Below are 18446 nucleotides of genomic sequence, written 5' to 3' on the forward strand. Positions count from 1 at the left end.
GCCGCTGACCAGCCGATTTGCCCTGACTCCATAGTGCGGGTTATATTCTATCTCGTTGCACAGCACGGGCCATTAGCTCAATTGGCAGAGCAGCTGACTCTTAATCAGCGGGTTCGGGGTTCGAGTCCCTGATGGCCCACCACCTAAGCCGGCACTGAGGTATACTTCAGTGCCGGTTTTTTGTTGCGCGCGGATGCGCTTTCCCCCACCCACCCCCGATTCTCATTGCCTGTAAGTTAATTTAGGCAGCAAACTATCTGCGCCCATTCCGCACGGTCGCGTCCCAGGCGCTTTCGCATTGGATAGCCGCGTTATTAGCGTTGCGCCAGAATTAATTGCAATTCGCGTAGGTCGCGGTGGTATTTGCGGCTGCGGCGGATGCTTAGGCCCACGCCAAGGACTACTACGCCTGCAATACCGCCGAGGATGAGTTGTACGCGAGGGTCTTTGAGGCGTTCGAGGAGGCCTTTGCGTGCGTCGTCCACGAGGTTTTGTGGTCGGCTGCGCTCTGCGATCTGGTCGAGGGTGCCTGCCAGTTGGCGGCGGGTACGTTCGATGTCGCGCTCGATGGCGTCAATATTGCGGGCCACGTCGTTCTCCACGTCTTGGTCGATGTGTACGTTAATTACCGTTAACGGTAGTTCATGGGAGTTGTGTGTGCACGCCCACCCTCCTACCTGCGCTTTTCGACGCCGCGCTTATGCTTTCCACCGTAGCGGGTCGCCGTTTTTACCTGCGGAAAGGATCGCATTGCATGCTCGGACCCTGGGGGTACCCAATTTCTGGGGTCACGGTATTGTTAACAACATGACTGATTCAGTACGCCTTGCTATTGGTGATGCGGCGCCGGCTTTTTCCTTAGAAGATGATGCGGGTAACACTGTGTCCTTGGGTGATTTCGCGGGCGAGCGGGTCATTGTGTACTTCTACCCGCGGGCGAATACGCCTGGGTGCACGAAGGAGGCCTGCGATTTTCGGGATAGTTTGGGGCAATTGAACGGTCTTGATTTGAAGGTGGTAGGCATTTCGCCGGATACGCCGGAGAAATTGGCTAAGTTCCGCGAGGATCATGAGTTGAATTTCCCGTTGCTTTCGGATCCCGAGAAATCGACAATGCGGGCGTGGGGTGCGTTTGGGGAAAAGAAGAATTACGGCAAGGTTGTCCAAGGCGTGATTCGTTCTACCTTTATTGTTGGCGCCGATGGCAAGATCGAGCAGGCGTTTTATAATGTGCGGGCGACGGGCCATGTGGCCCGGATCTTGCGAGATTTGGAATAGGTGTATGTCGGATCTAGTGGAGGATTCGGAGATCCTCGTCCCTCGAAAGCGCCCTGCGCAGCAGCGGAGCCGCGAGAAGTATTCGCGGATTCTGGCGGCGGCCCGCGGGGTGCTTGTGGACGTCGGCTTTGAATCTTTTACATTCGATGAGGTGGCTCGTCGGGCGGGTGTGCCGATCGGCACGTTGTATCAGTATTTTGCCAATAAGTATGTGATGATCTGCGAGCTGGATCGTCAGGATACCGCCGGGGTGGTTTCGGAGCTGACCAAGTTTTCCACCCGCGTCCCGGCGTTGCAATGGCCGGACTTTCTGGATGAGTTTATTGATCACCTGGCTTCCCTGTGGCACGACGATCCATCCCGGCGGGCGGTGTGGCACGCGGTACAATCCACGCCCGCGACGCGCGCCACGGCGGCGGCAACTGAGCAAGAAGTCTTAGAAATCATAGCGAAAGTGATGCGGCCGCTCGCCACAACGGCTTCGGATGCGGAGCGTTTTGCGCTGGCGGGGATCATGGTGCATACGGTGTCTTCGCTGCTGAACTATGCCGTGCGCGACCATCAATTAAACGAGCCGCGTTTCCGAACAACTGTGGCAGAAATCAAACGCATGATCTTAGCGTATCTGTTTGCTGTGGCAACGATGTAGCCTTGCTATGAGTTTCCGGCAGGCCTATCGCGCTTACCTCATTCGGGTTAGACTGTGCCACATGAAGGCACTCGTGATTGTTGATGTTCAAAACGATTTCTGCCCAGGGGGCTCCCTTGCCACCATCCATGGTTCCGAAGTAGCCGCCGGCATCACGGAACACATTCGCGCAGCTGAGGGGCGCTATTCCCATATCGTTGCAACCAAGGATTGGCACGTCTCCCCGGCCGGGCACTTCTCCCCCCACCCCGACTTCATTGATACCTGGCCGGTACATTGCGTGGCAGATACCGCCGGTTCGGACTTTCACAAGAACCTCGATGCAGACCTCATCGATGCGGTGTTCCACAAGGGCGAACACACGGCCGCCTACTCCGGTTTCGAAGGCCACCTGGCCGGTTCTTCGATCGGACTTGCGGATTGGCTGCGGGACCACGGCATCACGGAATTGACCATCGTCGGCATCGCCACGGACTTCTGCGTCAAGGCCACCGCGCTCGACGCCGTGCGCGAGGGCTTCCAGGTGGAAATCCTGCACGACCTCACCGCAGCTGTCGGCGACCCGCAGCCCGCGCTGGATCAGATGCGGGAGGCGGGGGTGTCGATAAGCAAAACGCTCGCCGCAGCGTAATCGCCGTCGTGGGTGATGCTCAGCTGTAGCTCCACATCGCCCACGCTCGATTCGAGCCCTTTTGCGATGGCCCCGTGCAACATAAACGCCACCCGATGGTAGGCGTCCGCGCGGACCTCAATCTCCGCCCAATTCACAGCCTCCGGCGCAATGACCGGGGGCTTTCCGTATACCGCCTGCGACCAGGCCTTGATAAACGCCTCCTTCGCGGCCCATCTACCAGCGAGATGTTCGGCCCTGCGCTTACCCGTATATTTGTTCGCTCGGCGTAGTTCGTAGGCGCTGAACACGGCGGCGAATTTACTGCCCGGCTGGGCCAATTGCTCCTGGAAGCCGGGGATGTGCACCATGTCGATGCCAACCGAAATACCCATGGCAAAATCTTACCCTCACAGATTTCTCAGCTGCAGGCGTTTGGGGCGGCTTTCCGGGCATCGTCGCCATTATCGACGGCCGCGCGCTGCACACTTCCACCAAACTGCAATTGAACTGGGACTATTTGTTTACTTTCATGCTTTTATCCGCACAATGGTGCGAGCGAATATTTCGGGCGATCAGTTGTGGAAAATCCCAGGTTTTGGTTTTTCCGGGCGGCGAACCTGAAAACCGCTGGCAGTTTGTGAGCTACCCGAGCTGCAGAGATGCGGAACTTCGCGGGTTCAGCTAAGATATTGCACAAGAGATACCCAAATTGTTATACAAAACCTTTTTGACGTATCGCAGCAACTATCACGCTCCACACAGGAATCGCTTCATTAAATTTCCCTCATTTTATTTTTTTATACATCCCCGGAAGTCTTGGCGTGTGATAAAGTCTAATTCGCAATTTACTAAATAAATTTGCAGAGGAAAGTGAAGTGGAGCACATTTGGCAAGTGAGATGCGGGCCTCCTAGCAGCTACCGCCCCCAGCACACTAACGGCCTCGTCTATTTCCTGAAAGCACCATAAGGCATGTACGGTCACATCCTGGGCACATGCGCCGCGGTCGCGCTCACGGTGTATCTCGCCCAACCCCGACAAGCGCGGTGGTTTCATCGCAGCTTCCGCAACGGAAGAAGCATGCACCGCACCTTTATCGCCATAGGCAGCGCCGTATGCGTGGCGCAGGCGATCCTAGTACTTTTCCACCAACATCAAATTGTCGAAGGCATCTTGCACACCTGCGTATGCGGCTGCCTCGGCTACCTAGTTTTCCTAATAGCCCACCAGAAAATCCGTTCTATCCAGGTGGTGCACCCAATGCGGGTGCTGGCCATCGGTGCGCACCCCGACGATTTAGAAATAGCGTGCGGGGGAACCATTTCGAAGCTTTCCGACGCCGGACATATCGTGCACGCCATCGTCATGTGCAACGGTAAAGTCGGCGGCAATGCCGAAGTGCGGCCCGGCGAGGCGCGCAACGGCGCGACCTTTATGGGCATCTCGCAACTCGACGTCTACGATTTCACGGACACCGAGCTATCCAAGCACGAACTCGAAATCATGCAAACAATCGAACGTAAGATTGATAGCTTTCAGCCCAATGTGATCTTGACGCATTCCCGCAACGACCAGCACCAAGACCACCTTGCCGTGCACTTTGCCACGCTCCGCGCCGCCCGCCGGAACCCCTCGGTTTTGTGCTACGAAAGCCCCTCGACCACCCGCGACTTCAATCCCTCATTTTTTGTGGACTTAACCGACTACGTCAATGTGAAACTGCATGCCGTGGCGCAGCACAAAGATCAGTTGAGCAAACCGTATATGGGGCCCGAGCAGATCAAGGGCATCGCCGCGTTCCGCGGTGCCCAGGCCAAGATGAAATTCGCCGAAGGTTTCGAGGTGGTGCGGCTGGTCGATTCCTCCCTCGCCGGCATGTAGAGCTGGGTTCGCGCCGGCGGCAATGTCGCGCCGCAGCCCAGCGGCGGTACCCAGCTGGAGTGCCCGGCCGCGATGCCCGGCTGCGGTAACCAGCCTCGATGCCCAACTGCGATGCCTAACTGGGGTGCCCGACTAGGTTTCCCGACAGGGATGCCGCCATACCATGGCCCGAGCAAGCGCCAGATTCCTCACTAGCATTAGGTCGTGCACTACGCATGAAGTTTTTTACACCAGAATCGCGGATCCGGTGTAATTTTCATCGTCCGGGACCGCCCAGGGCCGCTGCCGCGATATGTTTTACACTGATTCGGGATTTTGATGTAAAAAATATCGGTAGACACCGTTCAACTCGGAGCCCGCCAATAAGTTGTGCGCGGCCTACCATAGTAAAATGCCGCGTTTTGCGAAACTTGGCCATAGTCGACCAAGGGTAGCGGATTTCAAGGCCTCAGCGGGGCTGCTACGGCGTAAACCTTGAATTGTTCAACATATATAGTTTCATATACGCTACCGAGTTAAAAACTATGATCCCAGAATTAGGCTTGGCGGGCATCGGCCTGGCGGATTATCCCCGATTTCCAGAGCTGTCGTGCTCGCGCCCCAGCCTCGGCGCCACTCGCTATGAATTCATAGCCTTCTCATTGGCTTTGGCGAAACCTTCCGCGTATCGTGGCACGGAAAAGGCGGAAGCGCGGGGTTGGATCGAGTCACGTAGGGCGCTCGGCGGCGGGCTATCGGTGGTGACGGCGCAATCCAGGCGATCGGCGGGCCATTAGCCGTCCGCGAGAATAGGTTGTGTGCTGCACATGAAGTTTTTTACACACGAAAGCCGGATTCTGTGTAATTTTCATCATCCGGGGCCGCCCAGGGCGTCCGCCGCGATATGTTTTACACAGATTTCGGGATTTTGATGTAAAAAATATCGGTAGACACCGTTCAACTCCGAACCCGCCAATAAGTTGCGTGCGTCCTACCGTAGCAAAATGGCGCAATTTTGGGAAGTTGGCCATAGTCGACCAAGGGTAGCGGATTTCAAGGCCTCAGCGGGCTTGCTACGGCGGAAGGCGTAGTAGCACGAAAAGTGTTAGTTATATATCAAACTCTCACCCGTTACCCAGACTGCCCGCCCACCGAGCTGGCAAGAGCCAACAACACAGCCGGGCCAGGCGGACCGGCGGGCAACCTGCCCAGCCAGCCCCACCAGCCCAGCCAGACCCACTAGCCCCACCAGACCCACTAGCCCCGCCAGACCCAGCGATGCCGGTTAAAACTCGTCGCTGGTGCGGAGCACGCCGTCGATAAGCCGTGCACCGGCGTCGAGCAGGATGGCGGCCTCGCGCTCCTTGGCGGAAGTGCCGCCGCCGCCAAGGTTGCGATCGACGGGGCGTTCGAAGAGCACGTCGCCACCATGCATGGCTCGCAAGATGCGCTGATAGCCACCATTTTCGCGTGCCACGGCGGCCTGGACCCAATTCGCCACGGCGTCACCGCCGCGTTCTTGGCGCAGCGCCTCAATAAAGGCGCCGGGGTGCACCACGCCGATCATTGCGGAAACGTGTCCGAACCCGAGGGAGGTGACAAGGCCGGCCTTGGCGGTGAAGGACAACGGCTTGCGCAGCCACACGAGGCGCTCGTATTTGGCCAGCACCGGATCCACACAGTCGAGCGAACGGTTCGCGGGCAGTAAACCGGAACGCAGCACCTGCGTCAGACCGATGATCTGGAAGGCCGCGGCGCCGCCCTTTGCGTGGCCGGTGAGCGTCTTCTGCGAGATCACGAACATCGGGTTGCCGGGCTTGCGGCCCATCGCCGTGGCCAAGCGTTCGTGCAGGTCAGACTCGTTCGGATCGTTGGCCGTGGTGGAGGTATCGTGCTTGGAAATCACGCTGATTTCGTCGACATCCACACCCACCGCAGCCATGGATTTCGCCAGGCGGGACTCAGGTCCGCCCTGTGCCGCGCCGAGGGCACCGAGGCCCGGAGCGGGGATGGAAGTGTGTGCGCCGTCTGCGAACGATTCTGCGAATCCAATGACGCCGAGGACCGGCAAGCCAAGGTCGGCGGCCAGGGAACCGCGGGCCAGCAGGATGGTGCCACCACCGGCGGATTCCACGAAGCCGGCGCGGCGGCGGTCGTTGGCGCGGGAGAAGAAACGATCCTCGATGCCCTTGCCCACGAGTTCGGCGGAAGGCGCGGTGGCCGCCATGTCGCCGAAGCCGGTGATGCCTTCGATCGAAAGGTCGTCCACACCGCCGGCGACCACAAAGTCGGCCTTACCCAGGCGGATCTTATCGGTACCCTCCTCCACGGAAACCGCAGCTGTGGCGCACGCGGCGACCGGGTGAATCATCTGACCGTAGCCGCCGACATAGGACTGCATCACGTGCGCGGCCATAACGTTTGGCAGCGCCTCCTGCAGGATATCGTTCTGGCGCGGTTCCGCGAGGATGCCGTCCACATACAGGGAGCGCAGGGATTCCATGCCGCCCATGCCGGTGCCCTGCGTGGAGGACACGCGCGTCGGGTGAATCGAACGCATGAGCTCAGCCGGGGAGAACCCAGAGGTGAGGAAGGCTTCGATCGTGCATACGATATTCCACACGGCCACGCGGTCGAGGTTGTCCATCATATCGGCCGGAATGCCGTACACGGCGGGGTCGAAACCTTCGGGGATTTGGCCGCCGACGAAGCGGGTCATGGCCATGCGGCGGGGCACGCGGATTGCGGAGCCTGCGCGCCGCACCACGATCCATTCGCCGGATTCCTCATCAAACCAGGTGCTGGTGAGCTCCGGATCCGAGTCCACGAACGTGCGTGCGGTTGCCTGGTCGGCGACGCTGAATTGCAGGTCACGGTCCAGGTAGATGGTGGTGAGCTCGGGGGCGAAATTATCCACCATGCCGAAGTCATCGTGGTAGCGGCGGACGCCGATTCGTCCCATTACCTCGTCGTGGAAGCGCTCGTAGATATCGCATTCGGCGATGTCCGCGCCGTCGGCGTCTACCCAGCCGTCCTCCCACCGGATCAGGCCCATGCTCCACGCGAGCTCCACCACGCCGGCGGCGGTGAGATCGCCTGTCAGTTCGGCATCGAAGCGGGTGCGTGCGGAGCCCAGCGGCCCGAGCTCGCCGGCGCCTACGATCACCACCATATCGTCGAGTTTTTGGGTCACCTTGCCTTCGAACGAAGGTGTGGTCGGCACGATGGGACGGTACGGGGTCGGCAGCGCGCGTAGGCTTCGGGGTTGCTCGCCCTTGGGGCCGCTTGCGGGCCGTGCGGCGTTACGCGCCAGCTCGGCAAGATCTAGGTCCGCCGCGCCGAGTCCCCCGGTGAAGTCGAGGATGACGGGCGCGCTCGCGGCGTCGGCACGCACGCTGGGCGCGATCTGCGCGACGAGCTTTTCGGCAATTTCTTCGGTAGAGAACGTGGTGACGCCAGCCGCCTCAACAGCCTCCACAAGCGGGTCGTTTCCGCCCATAAGGCCAGTGCCACGCACCCAGCCGATAAGCGCATGTACGAGCGAAGTGCGTTGCCCCCACACGGGTTCCGCATGCCAGCGCGTCACCAGCGCATCGAGCGCGGCCTTGGACTCACCGTACGCGCCGTCGCCACCGAAGCGGCCGCGGTTCGGGGAGCCCGGCAGCACCACATGAAGGCGATGCCCAACCTGCGTATCGACGCCCAGCGCGGACAGCCCTGCGATAAGACGTTCGACCGCCCACAGCAACAGGCGCATCTCGTTTTCTGCGCGCGGGCCGGCGTCCGCCAGGGATCCCGTGACGCGCGGCGCGGCGAATGGGAAGAGCACAGATGGCACGAGCGCCGGCTTGAGCACCTTCTTTTCGCCGTTCACGGTGGCGGTTTGTTCGGTGCCGATCCATTCGATCACGGAATCGAGATCCGTGTAGGAATTCAGGTTCGCCGGGACCACCCACAGGGCCGCCTGGCCGCGGGCGTGGGTGCGGTACAGGTCCTTGTAGAAGGTCAGGCGCTTGTGATTCAGCGAGGAGGTGGTGACCACCACGGTGGCGCCGCCGCGCAGCAATTCGGCGGTGATAGCCGCCGCGATGGAGTTCGGCGATGCGCCGGTAACCACGGCGACCTCGTTGGCAAAGTCCAGGCCAGCGGTGGAACGGGCCTGTTTGGCCAGCTCATCCAGGCCCCAATATTCGGCTTGCCGCGCCACGGCCTCACCGGCACCGGTCACATCGGGGGCGATATCTTCGCCGAGTGCCACGCGGGCGAGGTCTTCGCGGGCGGAGGCCCAGCGGTCGTCCAAAAGCACGGCCTTATTGGGGTCGAAGCTCTGGCTGACCATGCGCGGCCAATCGGACCCCAGTTCGCGGGAAACCAATTCGAACAGAGCTGCGTCGGCTTCTTCGCCGGTGAGCTGCGCGGTCTTCGGGGCGTGGTCGAGGCCGAGTTGCGTCAAGATGGTGCGGGCGGTGGCCGCCAAGACACCGGCTTTACCGGTCACCTGTTCGGCAAACTCGCCAAGCGCGGCGGAATCCACCACGCCACCGGCACCGCCACCAGCGGCTGGCAGGGCGACGGCCACGCCGTGGTCGGCTGCGACCTGCGCCACGGCGGCGTCGATAAGCGCGTCGACGTCGGAAATCGGCAGGGTGGCAAGGTCCCCGCCGCGCAGGGAGGCGCCTTCGCGCGCGCCCATGACGACGGCGGCGGTCACGTGGTCGACCCAGCCCTGACCGAGCTGCCACGTACCGGTCACACGTTCGGATACATAGCTGGGCTTCTTGCCGGTCGGGCCGAGAATGCGGCGCAGGGAATCCGCAACGGCGTCGGAAAGCACGGGGCCGAACGCGGAGTAACCCTTGGCCATGCGGCCGACGGTTGCGTACAAATCGTTGAGCTCCGCATCGGCCGCGCCGTCGATGGCACCCAGGCCGAATTCCACGCCGAGATCGAGAAGCAGCTGGTTGCGGCGCGAGCTCACGCCCTCGACCAAGGTTTCGATCGAATCGCTGGTGCCCATCTGATCCGGGCGAACCTTGGTCCACAATGCGATCAACATAGCGGTGGCGTCCGCGGGGGTAAAGTCGAGGTCATCAGGGCGCGGACCAGCCGCGGCAGGCGCGGGAGCAAAGGTGGCTTCGGTGTTTTGCACCGCCTGGTTTTCCTCCACCTTGACCTCGGCGGGCTCCTCCGCAGCCTCCGCCGCGGGCACGTCGCGGGTGATCTCATCGGTGGCGAACACGATGGCGCGCTCGCGCTCCACATTGAGCACTTCCACGTCGACTTCGCGGTACTGCGGCAGCGCCAAGGTCTGGCTCATCATATTGGCGATGGTCGGCGACGAGCCCACACCAACCTCGACGAAACGTTCGACGCCAAGCTTGGTGAGCGCGAGGTCCTGGGTTTCAATCCAGCGCACAGGGGAGGCGAATTGCCAGGCCAACAGCTCGATAAGCACGGTGCGGGCCAGCTTTTGCTCTTCCACATCGTCGAAGTTTTCTTGGAGATCCGAAATGTAGGGCGAATCCACCACCGCGGCGATGGCGGCCAAGAAATCCTGGGTCAGCTCGAACGGGCGGGCGACCAGGTTCGGGATATAGCGGCCGACAAGGACATCCAGGTCCACGGTTTCCGGCAGCAGCGAATCCAGGTGGCGGCGGAAATCGTCGACGCCGTCGCGCAGCACTGAGGAGTGGAAAGGCACATCGATGCCGGGGATCATGATAAAGGCGCGCTGGCCGGGGCCGGCCTTTTCCGCGGCTTCCTGCAGGGCCCGCAGGCCAGCGACGGTACCCGCCACGGCGTATTGCAGCCCGGCGAGGTTGTAATTCACAATCTCCAGGAATTCGCCGGATTCCTTGGAAATCTCTGCCACGTAATCGAAAACATTGTCGGCGGTAAGGCCCATCTTGTTCGGGCGCAGCGCGGCGAGGCCGTAGTTGGAATTGCCGTGCTCGTCACGGTCCACCAAGCGGTGCATGGTCAGGCCTCGCCGGTACACGATCTCCACCACGGATTCCAGGGATAGCACCTGCGCGTAGGCGGCCAGCGCGTTGTACTCGCCCACCGAGTGCCCGGCGAACAGGGCGCGCTGGTTCAGCGCGGACGCCTCCCGCATTTCGGCAACTTGTGCGACACCAAGGGTGGCCATGGCCACCTGCGTGAACTGGGTCAGGAAGAGCACGCCGTTCGGGTGGTGGAAGCGCTCGCCGTGCACGATCACTTCGTTCGGGTTATTGCGCACGATCTCCAAAATGGAGAAGCCCAGCTTGCTGCGGGTGTGGCGGTCTGCGCGCTCCCACACGTCGCGGGCGGCGGCGGAGCTGGCCATCGCCTCCATGCCCATGCCCTGGGATTGGATGCCTTGGCCTGGGAAAGCGTAAAAGGTCTTCGGCGCGGCCATCACGGCGGTGGCGGTGAGTACCGGGGAGCCGTCGACGGTGGCGGTAACCTCACGCACCTCGGCGCAACCGGGGCGGCTATCCACGCCCACGCGTTCGACATTGAATTCGACCTTAGCGCCGGGCAGAATCGGCGAAAGCATGGTGGCGGTGTACTCCACCACGCGGCCGGAGGAACCTGCGGCAACAAGCTCGCCGATGGCGGAGGTCCACATGCCATGCACGATCACGCCGGGCAATCCTGCCAGCGCGGCGGCGGTATCGGAAACGTGGATGGGGTTGCGGTCGCCGGTAACCACCGCAAAGGAACGCAGGTTCGTCGGCGCCTTGACCTGAACAAATGAGCGGAACGAGTGCGGGGTATTCACCACGGAAGGCAACGCAGAGGTGTTCGTACGTGCGGTGGATTTCCCGGTGCGGCCGCGCACCGCAAATCGTTCAGTGAGCGTGGCCAGCGGCTCGCCGTCGCAGGCGACCCGGCAGCGCACCACCATGATGCGTCCGATATCGGTATCGGTGACCTCATCGGTGCTCGCGGTAACAATCAGCTCATTGTCGGTGAATTCCGGCAGCTCGCGCAGCAGGGTGACGTGGTGTTCCAGGTGCACCAGGCTGAGCATGCCTTCCACCACGCGGTGGTCTTCGGTGCCCGGGATCATCGCATCGTACACAGCTGCAAATACTGCGGGCCAGGCGCGCCCAACCAATACGTCTGGGGCGACCCCGCTCGGCGCCACCTCCAGCGGCAGGAAACCGGCGGTGACATTGATGTAGTTGGCCACGTGATCGGCGTCGATGCGCGTGGTCCAGGTGGCCACACCGTTCGTTACCTCCGCGAGGGTGCCGCCCGCCGCGATGCGCGTGAGTTCGGACATTGCGGCTTCCGCGTCCTCGCGGGTCACCTGCGGCACGGCGCTGCGCAGCTCCGGAACAGTGATTCGAATACGCAGCTCGGCAACGGTGCCAAAGGCTGTCGAACCTGCGAGCGGAACGACGAGTTCCGCGTGCGAGTCATCGAGTTCCGTAAGTGTGGCGCCGGTGGGATGCGAGGCGCTCTTGCCTTCGATCACCCATGCGGATTCATCGCCGAGGCGCGTAATCAGCGAGACCGTGTTGCGGCCCGCCCACCAAGTGCCCGGCGCGGCGATAATGCGTTCGATTACACCGGCGGGTTCGGCCTCCACCGGGGTCAGGCGATCGATGGTGGCCTGGTTGAAACGCGCAAGTAGATCGGCGATCGGCTCATCCACCTGCGTAATGCCCGCAACGGCCGCAGGTCCGGGGATAACGCACACTTCATCGGCAGAGTAGCGCGGGTCGTGCGCCTGCCACAGGGAATCCGAACGCCACCAACGACGCACGTCCGCATCGATCACAGGTACGAAGTTCACGGGCTTGCCCGGGGTACGCGCCAATTCCAAGAACCAGGCAACGTCCGCGGGGTGCAGCGTATCCGTACCCGCGTTCGGATACGTGGCCAGCAGCGTATCGACGACCGCCGCTGCCGGACCCTGCACCGCAACCTGCGGGGTGAACAGGCCATGGTCTACATCGCTCAAACGAGCCTCGGTACGCTCGATCATTTCTTCGAAGCGGCGGCGCCACGACGAGTCGATCCACTCCCCCTCGACCGGCCCGGAAAGTTCTAGGTAGCGGCGCAGCCACTGCTCGTAGGTCATGTCCGCAAGATCGCCAAAGTACGGCTTGCAGGTGCGGCCGATGGCCTCAATGATTTCCGCGCGGCGGGCCTGCACGGCCTCGTTGTCCCCCGCCACCTCGTCGAGCAAGCGGCCCGCGCGGGCGAAAGAGTTATCGATCTCATGCAGGTCCGCACCGAGCTGGGAGCGGCCGGAAGCCATACCATTGTTCGCCTGGCCAGCGCCGACCCATTCGTCCGCACCCTTGGTGTCCACCAGCAATTGTTTGACGGCCGGGGAGGTCTTGGCCTCCTTGGCAGCCATCGCCGCGGTGCCCACGAGGATACCGTCCACGGGCATCGCGGCCAGCCCGTAGGCTTCCGCCCACGCACCGGTAAGGTAATCGGCTGCGCGTTCGGGCGTGCCAATGCCGCCACCAACGCAGAGCACCACATTGCTGTGCTCGCGGATGCTGGCATAGGTGGCGATCAGCAGCTCATCGAGATCCTCCCAGGAATGGTGTCCGCCGGCCTTACCGCCCTCCACCTGCATAATGATCGGCACGTCCGGAACATCCTTGGCAATGGACAATACATTGCGGATGTGCTTGACCGCACCCGGTTTGAAGCACACCCACGGGAAGCCCTCGGCACGCAATTCGCGGATAAGTTCCACGGCCTCATCGTGGTCCGGCATGCCGGCGGTGATCACGATGCCATCGATCGGGGCACCGTTCGCGCGGGCGCGGCGCACCAGGCGCTTGCCGCCGACCTGCATCTTCCACAGGTACGGATCCAGGAACATGGAGTTGAACTGGGCGTTTACGCCGGGCTCTAGCAATTCATCGAGCTGCGCAAGGTGCTCGTCCAAAATCTCCGGGGTGACCTGCCCGCCGCCCGCGAGCTCGGCCCAGTGCCCGGCATTGGCGGCGGCCGCCACGATCTCCGGATCCACAGTAGTGGGCGTCATACCGGCCAAAAGCATGGGCGAACGCCCGGTCAGCCGGGTAAAGGCGGTTTCCACATAAGGTTTCGGACCAGCAATCACGCGCGGGAGGAAGGTGGAGTAATCGACCGGGTCGGCGGGGGCCTTTCCGGCGTCGAAAAGCGCCGCGTGGCCCTCCGCGCTGGAAACGTCCAGCACGCCGATGCCACGGCCCGCCAGCGCGGCGGTGGTGAGCGCGGAAACCCCGCCCGAGGGGCCGATCTCCAAGATCCAACGCGCGCCGCTATTCGCAGCGTTGTTCGTCTCCGCAAGCCAGTCCACGTGATCCACAAGGATCTCCTGGGTCAGGGACCGCGCCACCTCCGGATCCAAGCCGCACTTCTCGGCCAATTCGCCAGCCAGATCGACGGCAGGGGCGAGCGCCGGATGGTGGAACGCCACCTCCACGTTCAACGGCGTAAACACCGGGGAAAACGGCCTGCCGCCGCGCACCTTGGCGGCCACTTGTTCGGCATCGCGCTCCGCCAATTCAGCGAGGGTATCGCACACCCTAGCGACGGCTGCGGGACGGCCGGAAATGACAAAGGAATCGAACCCATTGCGCAGGCCCACGCACGGGCATTCGGCGATGTCCGTGGTGCCGGCGGGGTACAAGGCGTCGATAATATCCACGAGCTGCTGGTTGGTCACGCCCTGCACCATGACCATCGGGCGCTTCTCCCCCTGCACAATCAGCCCGGTAGCCAGCGCGGTATGCGTGGCCACGGCGCCCACCAGCTCCGCGTAGGCCAGCACCTCGGCGGCACGGGACGCATCCTTAAGCAGCGGCCGACCCAAAATTCCTTGCGAATGCCCGATGACTGCCACGGCGGCCTCCGCATTGAGCCCCTGCGCCTCCAACGTCATCAGATTGGCGATCTGCGACAGGAAAATGCCGGGCACGCTCACCACCGCGCGCGAATAATCCAGCGCCGGCTCCTCCTGCGCGGCCCACTCCAAAGGGTGGAAGCCTTGCGGGCGGGTGCCGGCGAGGTCATCCATAACGGGAGCGATAAGTTGCGCGGCGGCGTCGACGATCTGGCGAACATCCTCACGAACCCCGGCATCCAGCGACTCCCGCAGCGTACCCATCCAATCGAACCCTTGCCCGGCAAAACACAGCGCAAACGGCTCGTCGCGGAGGCGGCCCAGCAGGCTTTCCCCATTGGATGCAGTACGGAAATAACGCTGATGATCAGTCACGATAATACTCGCTCCCTTGGTTGATTCGTTCCGGCACACAGAGGTGCCAAAATATTAGATAAACAAATATGCCACAGAACATGAGGAAGTTGTCATATTTTACTCATGGGCGGCGCTGGCGCGGCACGGATTTGCCCATTAAGGATAGTTCAACGCACCCCCCAAACGGGTACCCCTAAGATTTCCTGAACCGCCTCGCGAGCTTCATCCAAGCGCACCTGCGGGGTTAGCTCAACAACCCGCAGCCCTTCCGCGCCTTCGAACACCTGACAAGGGTGATCAGGCTCCACTTCGGCAGTGGGAACAATGCCCTGATCATCCATATACCGATCCAAATGCCGCGAAATGCTCATAGCATCTACCCAACCCGACGAGCGCGCCAAGAGCAAGAGCAGCCGCCAAAGCAGCGTTTCACGCCCTCACCCAACCCCCGCAAGCACGTTCACACGACAGCGCCCCGCGCTTATCGACGCCGCGCCACACTGGGCATCCACGCACACCCAAATGCCCGAATCGTACCCAAGCTTTCACTATCTCTCGGAGCGAGCCTCCGGCTGGCGCATCTCCGGTGCCTGAGACGCGGCTTCGGATGCGGCGAAGATGTTACCGAGGCGCGCGAGGATATTGGTGGTCGGGGTGGATGAAACAGCTCTGGCTTGTGGCGTTGGATTAGCCGTTTCGCCTTTGGAGCGGACATCAATTGCAGGGAATTCTTTGCAGCTGGCTGGTTTGATAAACAACCACTGGATGAGCCCGTCCGCCGGCCCTGATGCGTATCCGACTCGCCACTGCACTTCTAGGGGCACGCAAATAATCCACCTGCCTGCAACGTTGTTTTCCGCCGTCTCCCCTGCAGTAGCGTTCGGCTTATACCAGTTTGTCGTGCTTCGCGCCACCTTGTTGCCGTTGGAACCCCGTGTGCCTGTGGATAGTTTCAAGTTATCCACAGGTTGGTGGGGTGTGTCTGGGAAAACCCTAGGTTTTGTGCTGTTTTGGGGTTATCCCTGGTGCTATGGGTTTGTTTCAGCGTCGCACCAAACTGCTTGACACCTCTTTCATCAACATCACTCGTCGGCTTGCGATGCCGCGTGGGTACTGTCGTGCGAGCCGGGAGGTGGAGTGGGGTTCGCGGTATCACCCGCAGCGCCTGGGGTTTGCCGCCCCGATCATGCTGCGGGCTCGGGCGCATTTCACCCAAACCCCGAATGTCATTATCGGCGGCTGGGCCGCCGCAGCTTATGCCGGCCTGAAGTATTGGGTGGATGATGCCCACATCACCGTGCATGTGGCCAGTAATTTCCAACGCAGCCACAGCGTGTTCGACGCCACCCGCCGCAGACTGCGGCCGGGCACCAGGGTGTGGACACCGGACCAGGAACTACCCGGCATGCAGGTCGTCGCCCCCGAATACGCCCTGGTGGATTGCTTGATTGATCTGCAGCGCGACCGCCACTCCTGGTGGGTCTACCAAGTGCCTAACCTTGCTAACTGGGAGGTCCGCGCCATCCAGTTGATCGACGCGCTGCGCGCATGCACCACACTAAACTTTCAGCTGGTGCGTGACATCGCGCGGAATATTTTCAGCGCCCGCCAGCTGAAAAAACTGCTGAACCTGTCCCGCACCGGGGCGCAGTCGCCCCAGGAGACTGTGTTGCGGTTGATTGCCGAGCAGCTTCGCGAACACCTGGAGGTGCAAATCCCGATCTATGATTCCGGTGCGCTGGTCGACGATGGCACACCCCTGCTGACTGTGCTTGATTCCGGCTGGCCCGATATTCGTGTTGGTTTGTTCTACGACGGTGCCCACCACCTTCAACGCAGCCAACGTGACTACGACGCGAAAGTGTTGATCCGGCTACGCGAACTCGGGTGGGAACCACTACGTATCACCCACGGGCTGCTGCAACAACCCCGCGAACTGATCACCACCCTGCGCCGCGCCATCCACCGCGCCGAAACCAACACACAACCACCAACACCAAACGGCGAATCCTGACGCCGAACCTTAACGGCTGAACCCTGATGGCTAAATCCTGACGGCCGAATCCTCACGGCGATCATTCGCTGCACCCCAACTATCTTGGCGTGGTCGCCGACCCACCTTGTTGGTGCGCGCCCACACTTTTCGGTGAGCCCGAAACCCGGCGCACCCCGGCACAATTTGTGCACCGCGCCTGCCCTGCCACTTCCGTCTACCCGCAACACCCCGCAACTGCCCGTAGCTGAAGCGCCCCTGTTCCCTGGCTACGTACAATCTGCCTGGCTGCAGTCCGGCCCCGTCACATCTGCCTGGTTTCTCGGCCGAGTTTTCCTGGGGAAATGCGGCCGTGACGAATCTGCCTCAGGCACATCTGTCGCGGGTGGAAAGGCAGGCAGATCCTCCACACCAGGTGAAGTGGCGCGTTGGAGGCCGGAATTTTCCGCGCTCATAGCTGACGATTTTCCATGCCCAGGCAGATTCGACACGCCGGTCGTCGCGCGGTGGTGTTTCCGCAGGAACGCGAAACGGCCGTGTTACATCTGCCTCAGGCACATCTGCCACGGCAGAAAACTAGGCAGATCCTCCCCGACCACCCGATCCCGCACCATGCTGCAGGGGCGGCGCATCCTTACCTGCGATCGGTCACGGCCGCCTCAAACACGTTGGAACCACATCGATTGTCAACCACCAAAGTCCACACTCAACAGCCACGTACAATCTGCCTGGCCACTCTTCGGCAATGTACGATCCGCCTCGCCCCGCCGGATCTGCCTGATTTTTGGGCCGAGTTTTCCTGGGGAAATGCGGCCGCGACGAATCTGCCTCAGGCAGATCTGTCGCGGGTGGAAAACCAGGCAGATCCGCACCAACACACCAAGTGATGCGGCGAGTTGGGGGCCGAGATCGGCCCACAAACCCCGGTCAGGCAGATTCGACATGCCGGTCGTCGCGCAGTGGTGTTTTCGCAGGAACGCAAAACCGCCGCGTGAGATCTGCCTCAGGCACATCTGCCACGGCAAGAGACCACGCCGCGTTCCCATTTGCGTGCCTGCGCTTTCCAATGCTCCGTGGCGCTTTCCGCGTCCTGCGTTTGTGGAGGCGCGGAGCTGGCGTCCGCATTGGTTGTCTGCCGCAGCATCACCTTGCCCGCCCTCAATACGCCGAACCCAAAACGGGACCCGTGTCTTCATAGTTTCCTCCTGCTTGTTTCCCTTTTCGGCAACGCCCACCGTTTCGGCCTGACGCATAACTAAACCCCACAACCAAACCAGGTGTGGGGTTTCCGCGCGCCGCCGGGCATCGAACCCGGTCAATCTACCAACTAGACGACGCCATTCATTGGCTATTCCAGCCCGCCACTGGCTTGCCCCTCCCACCAAGCCAGCGGCATAACAAAAACCGCCACAAACGTGACGGCTCATAGCAAGAAACGCTACTCACTATCCAAAATGGACTTGACTGCGGGTACTAGGTCTGCATCAGCTTCGTTGATGTTCTTCAACGGCACAACTAAAACCGGAGCACCCAGAACCTCCCTAATGTGCTCGAGTGCTTGGGGTATCGACAGGTCACGCTTGGCGCAATCATTGGCCAAGCCCTGAATCCGGTTCGCTAAATCCCAGTCAGTGCACTTGTGGAACTCCTGTTCACCACCCGAGCGGAGTACATCAATGTCATCGAAGCATACGGCGCCGAACCCCCGCGCGCCCCGATAAATCCATGCTGTTCCTGGGGTGCCATGTTCAGAGTCGACCATGTAGCGTTTGGTGGGCAACCTCTCTAAGCCCATTTCCTTATACCGGTCAAGCATCTTGCCCAATCACCTCCGCAAACACCGTCGTCGC

General features: G+C 61.5%; 11 protein-coding genes and 1 tRNA gene. 7 read left to right on the plus strand and 5 right to left on the minus strand.

All coding sequences use genetic code 11. From position 1 onward, the window contains the following. The first annotated feature begins 66 nt into the window (after nucleotides 1-66). Nucleotides 67-142 (plus strand) — tRNA-Lys (locus CCANI_RS10985). Nucleotides 143-314: 172 nt separating this feature from the next. Here the strand turns inward: CCANI_RS10985 and CCANI_RS10990 are convergent. Beyond that, a complete protein-coding gene (locus CCANI_RS10990) occupies nucleotides 315-590 on the minus strand; it encodes a DUF3618 domain-containing protein (RefSeq protein WP_146324475.1) in 276 nt (91 codons plus the stop codon). 217 nt (nucleotides 591-807) lie between these two features. On the opposite strand from CCANI_RS10990, the gene bcp reads away from it, so the two are divergent. The 3 genes from bcp to CCANI_RS11005 all read left to right on the plus strand — a co-directional run bounded on the left by bcp (nucleotide 808) and on the right by CCANI_RS11005 (nucleotide 2558). Continuing rightward, the gene (gene bcp / locus CCANI_RS10995) at nucleotides 808-1278 is read left to right on the plus strand and encodes a thioredoxin-dependent thiol peroxidase (protein ID WP_146324468.1); all 471 of its coding nucleotides are present in this window, start codon (nucleotides 808-810) and stop codon (nucleotides 1276-1278) included. 4 nt (nucleotides 1279-1282) lie between these two features. Continuing rightward, entirely contained in the window at nucleotides 1283-1927 is a 645-nt protein-coding gene (locus tag CCANI_RS11000) for a TetR/AcrR family transcriptional regulator (protein WP_146324467.1), read from the plus strand. A 61-nt stretch (nucleotides 1928-1988) separates the two neighbouring features. Further along, nucleotides 1989-2558: an isochorismatase family protein gene (locus CCANI_RS11005; protein WP_146324466.1), complete on the plus strand. Its 570-nt coding sequence runs from the start codon at nucleotides 1989-1991 to the stop codon at nucleotides 2556-2558. Here the strand turns inward: CCANI_RS11005 and acpS are convergent. Next, nucleotides 2507-2932 (minus strand): holo-ACP synthase AcpS, encoded by a 426-nt coding sequence (gene acpS, locus CCANI_RS11010; RefSeq protein WP_146324465.1) that lies wholly within the window; start codon nucleotides 2930-2932, stop codon nucleotides 2507-2509. The genes CCANI_RS11005 and acpS overlap by 52 nt on opposite strands. A 579-nt stretch (nucleotides 2933-3511) precedes the next feature. On the opposite strand from acpS, the gene CCANI_RS11015 reads away from it, so the two are divergent. Together CCANI_RS11015 and CCANI_RS11020 are read left to right on the plus strand one after the other, a co-directional pair. Next, on the plus strand, nucleotides 3512-4420 hold the full coding sequence (locus CCANI_RS11015) for a PIG-L deacetylase family protein (RefSeq protein ID WP_146324464.1): 909 nt from the start codon (nucleotides 3512-3514) through the stop codon (nucleotides 4418-4420). A gap of 524 nt (nucleotides 4421-4944) precedes the next feature. Next, entirely contained in the window at nucleotides 4945-5196 is a 252-nt protein-coding gene (locus tag CCANI_RS11020) for a hypothetical protein (RefSeq protein WP_146324463.1), read from the plus strand. 488 nt (nucleotides 5197-5684) lie between these two features. Here CCANI_RS11020 and CCANI_RS11025 read toward each other — a convergent pair whose 3' ends face one another. After that, entirely contained in the window at nucleotides 5685-14621 is an 8937-nt protein-coding gene (locus tag CCANI_RS11025) for a fatty acid synthase subunit beta domain-containing protein (RefSeq protein WP_425457336.1), read from the minus strand. A 149-nt stretch (nucleotides 14622-14770) separates the two neighbouring features. Continuing rightward, complete coding sequence (locus CCANI_RS11030; RefSeq protein ID WP_146324462.1) at nucleotides 14771-14974, minus strand: hypothetical protein; 204 nt, start codon at nucleotides 14972-14974, stop codon at nucleotides 14771-14773. Nucleotides 14975-15633: 659 nt separating this feature from the next. On the opposite strand from CCANI_RS11030, the gene CCANI_RS11035 reads away from it, so the two are divergent. Then, complete coding sequence (locus CCANI_RS11035; protein WP_146324461.1) at nucleotides 15634-16617, plus strand: putative endonuclease domain-containing protein; 984 nt, start codon at nucleotides 15634-15636, stop codon at nucleotides 16615-16617. Between the two features lie 1417 nt (nucleotides 16618-18034). On the opposite strand, the gene CCANI_RS11040 is transcribed toward CCANI_RS11035, so the two are convergent. After that, complete coding sequence (locus CCANI_RS11040) at nucleotides 18035-18412, minus strand: hypothetical protein (protein WP_146324459.1); 378 nt, start codon at nucleotides 18410-18412, stop codon at nucleotides 18035-18037. Nucleotides 18413-18446: the final 34 nt, after the last annotated feature.

This window comes from Corynebacterium canis, from assembly GCF_030408595.1.
Lineage (GTDB): Bacteria > Actinomycetota > Actinomycetes > Mycobacteriales > Mycobacteriaceae > Corynebacterium > Corynebacterium canis.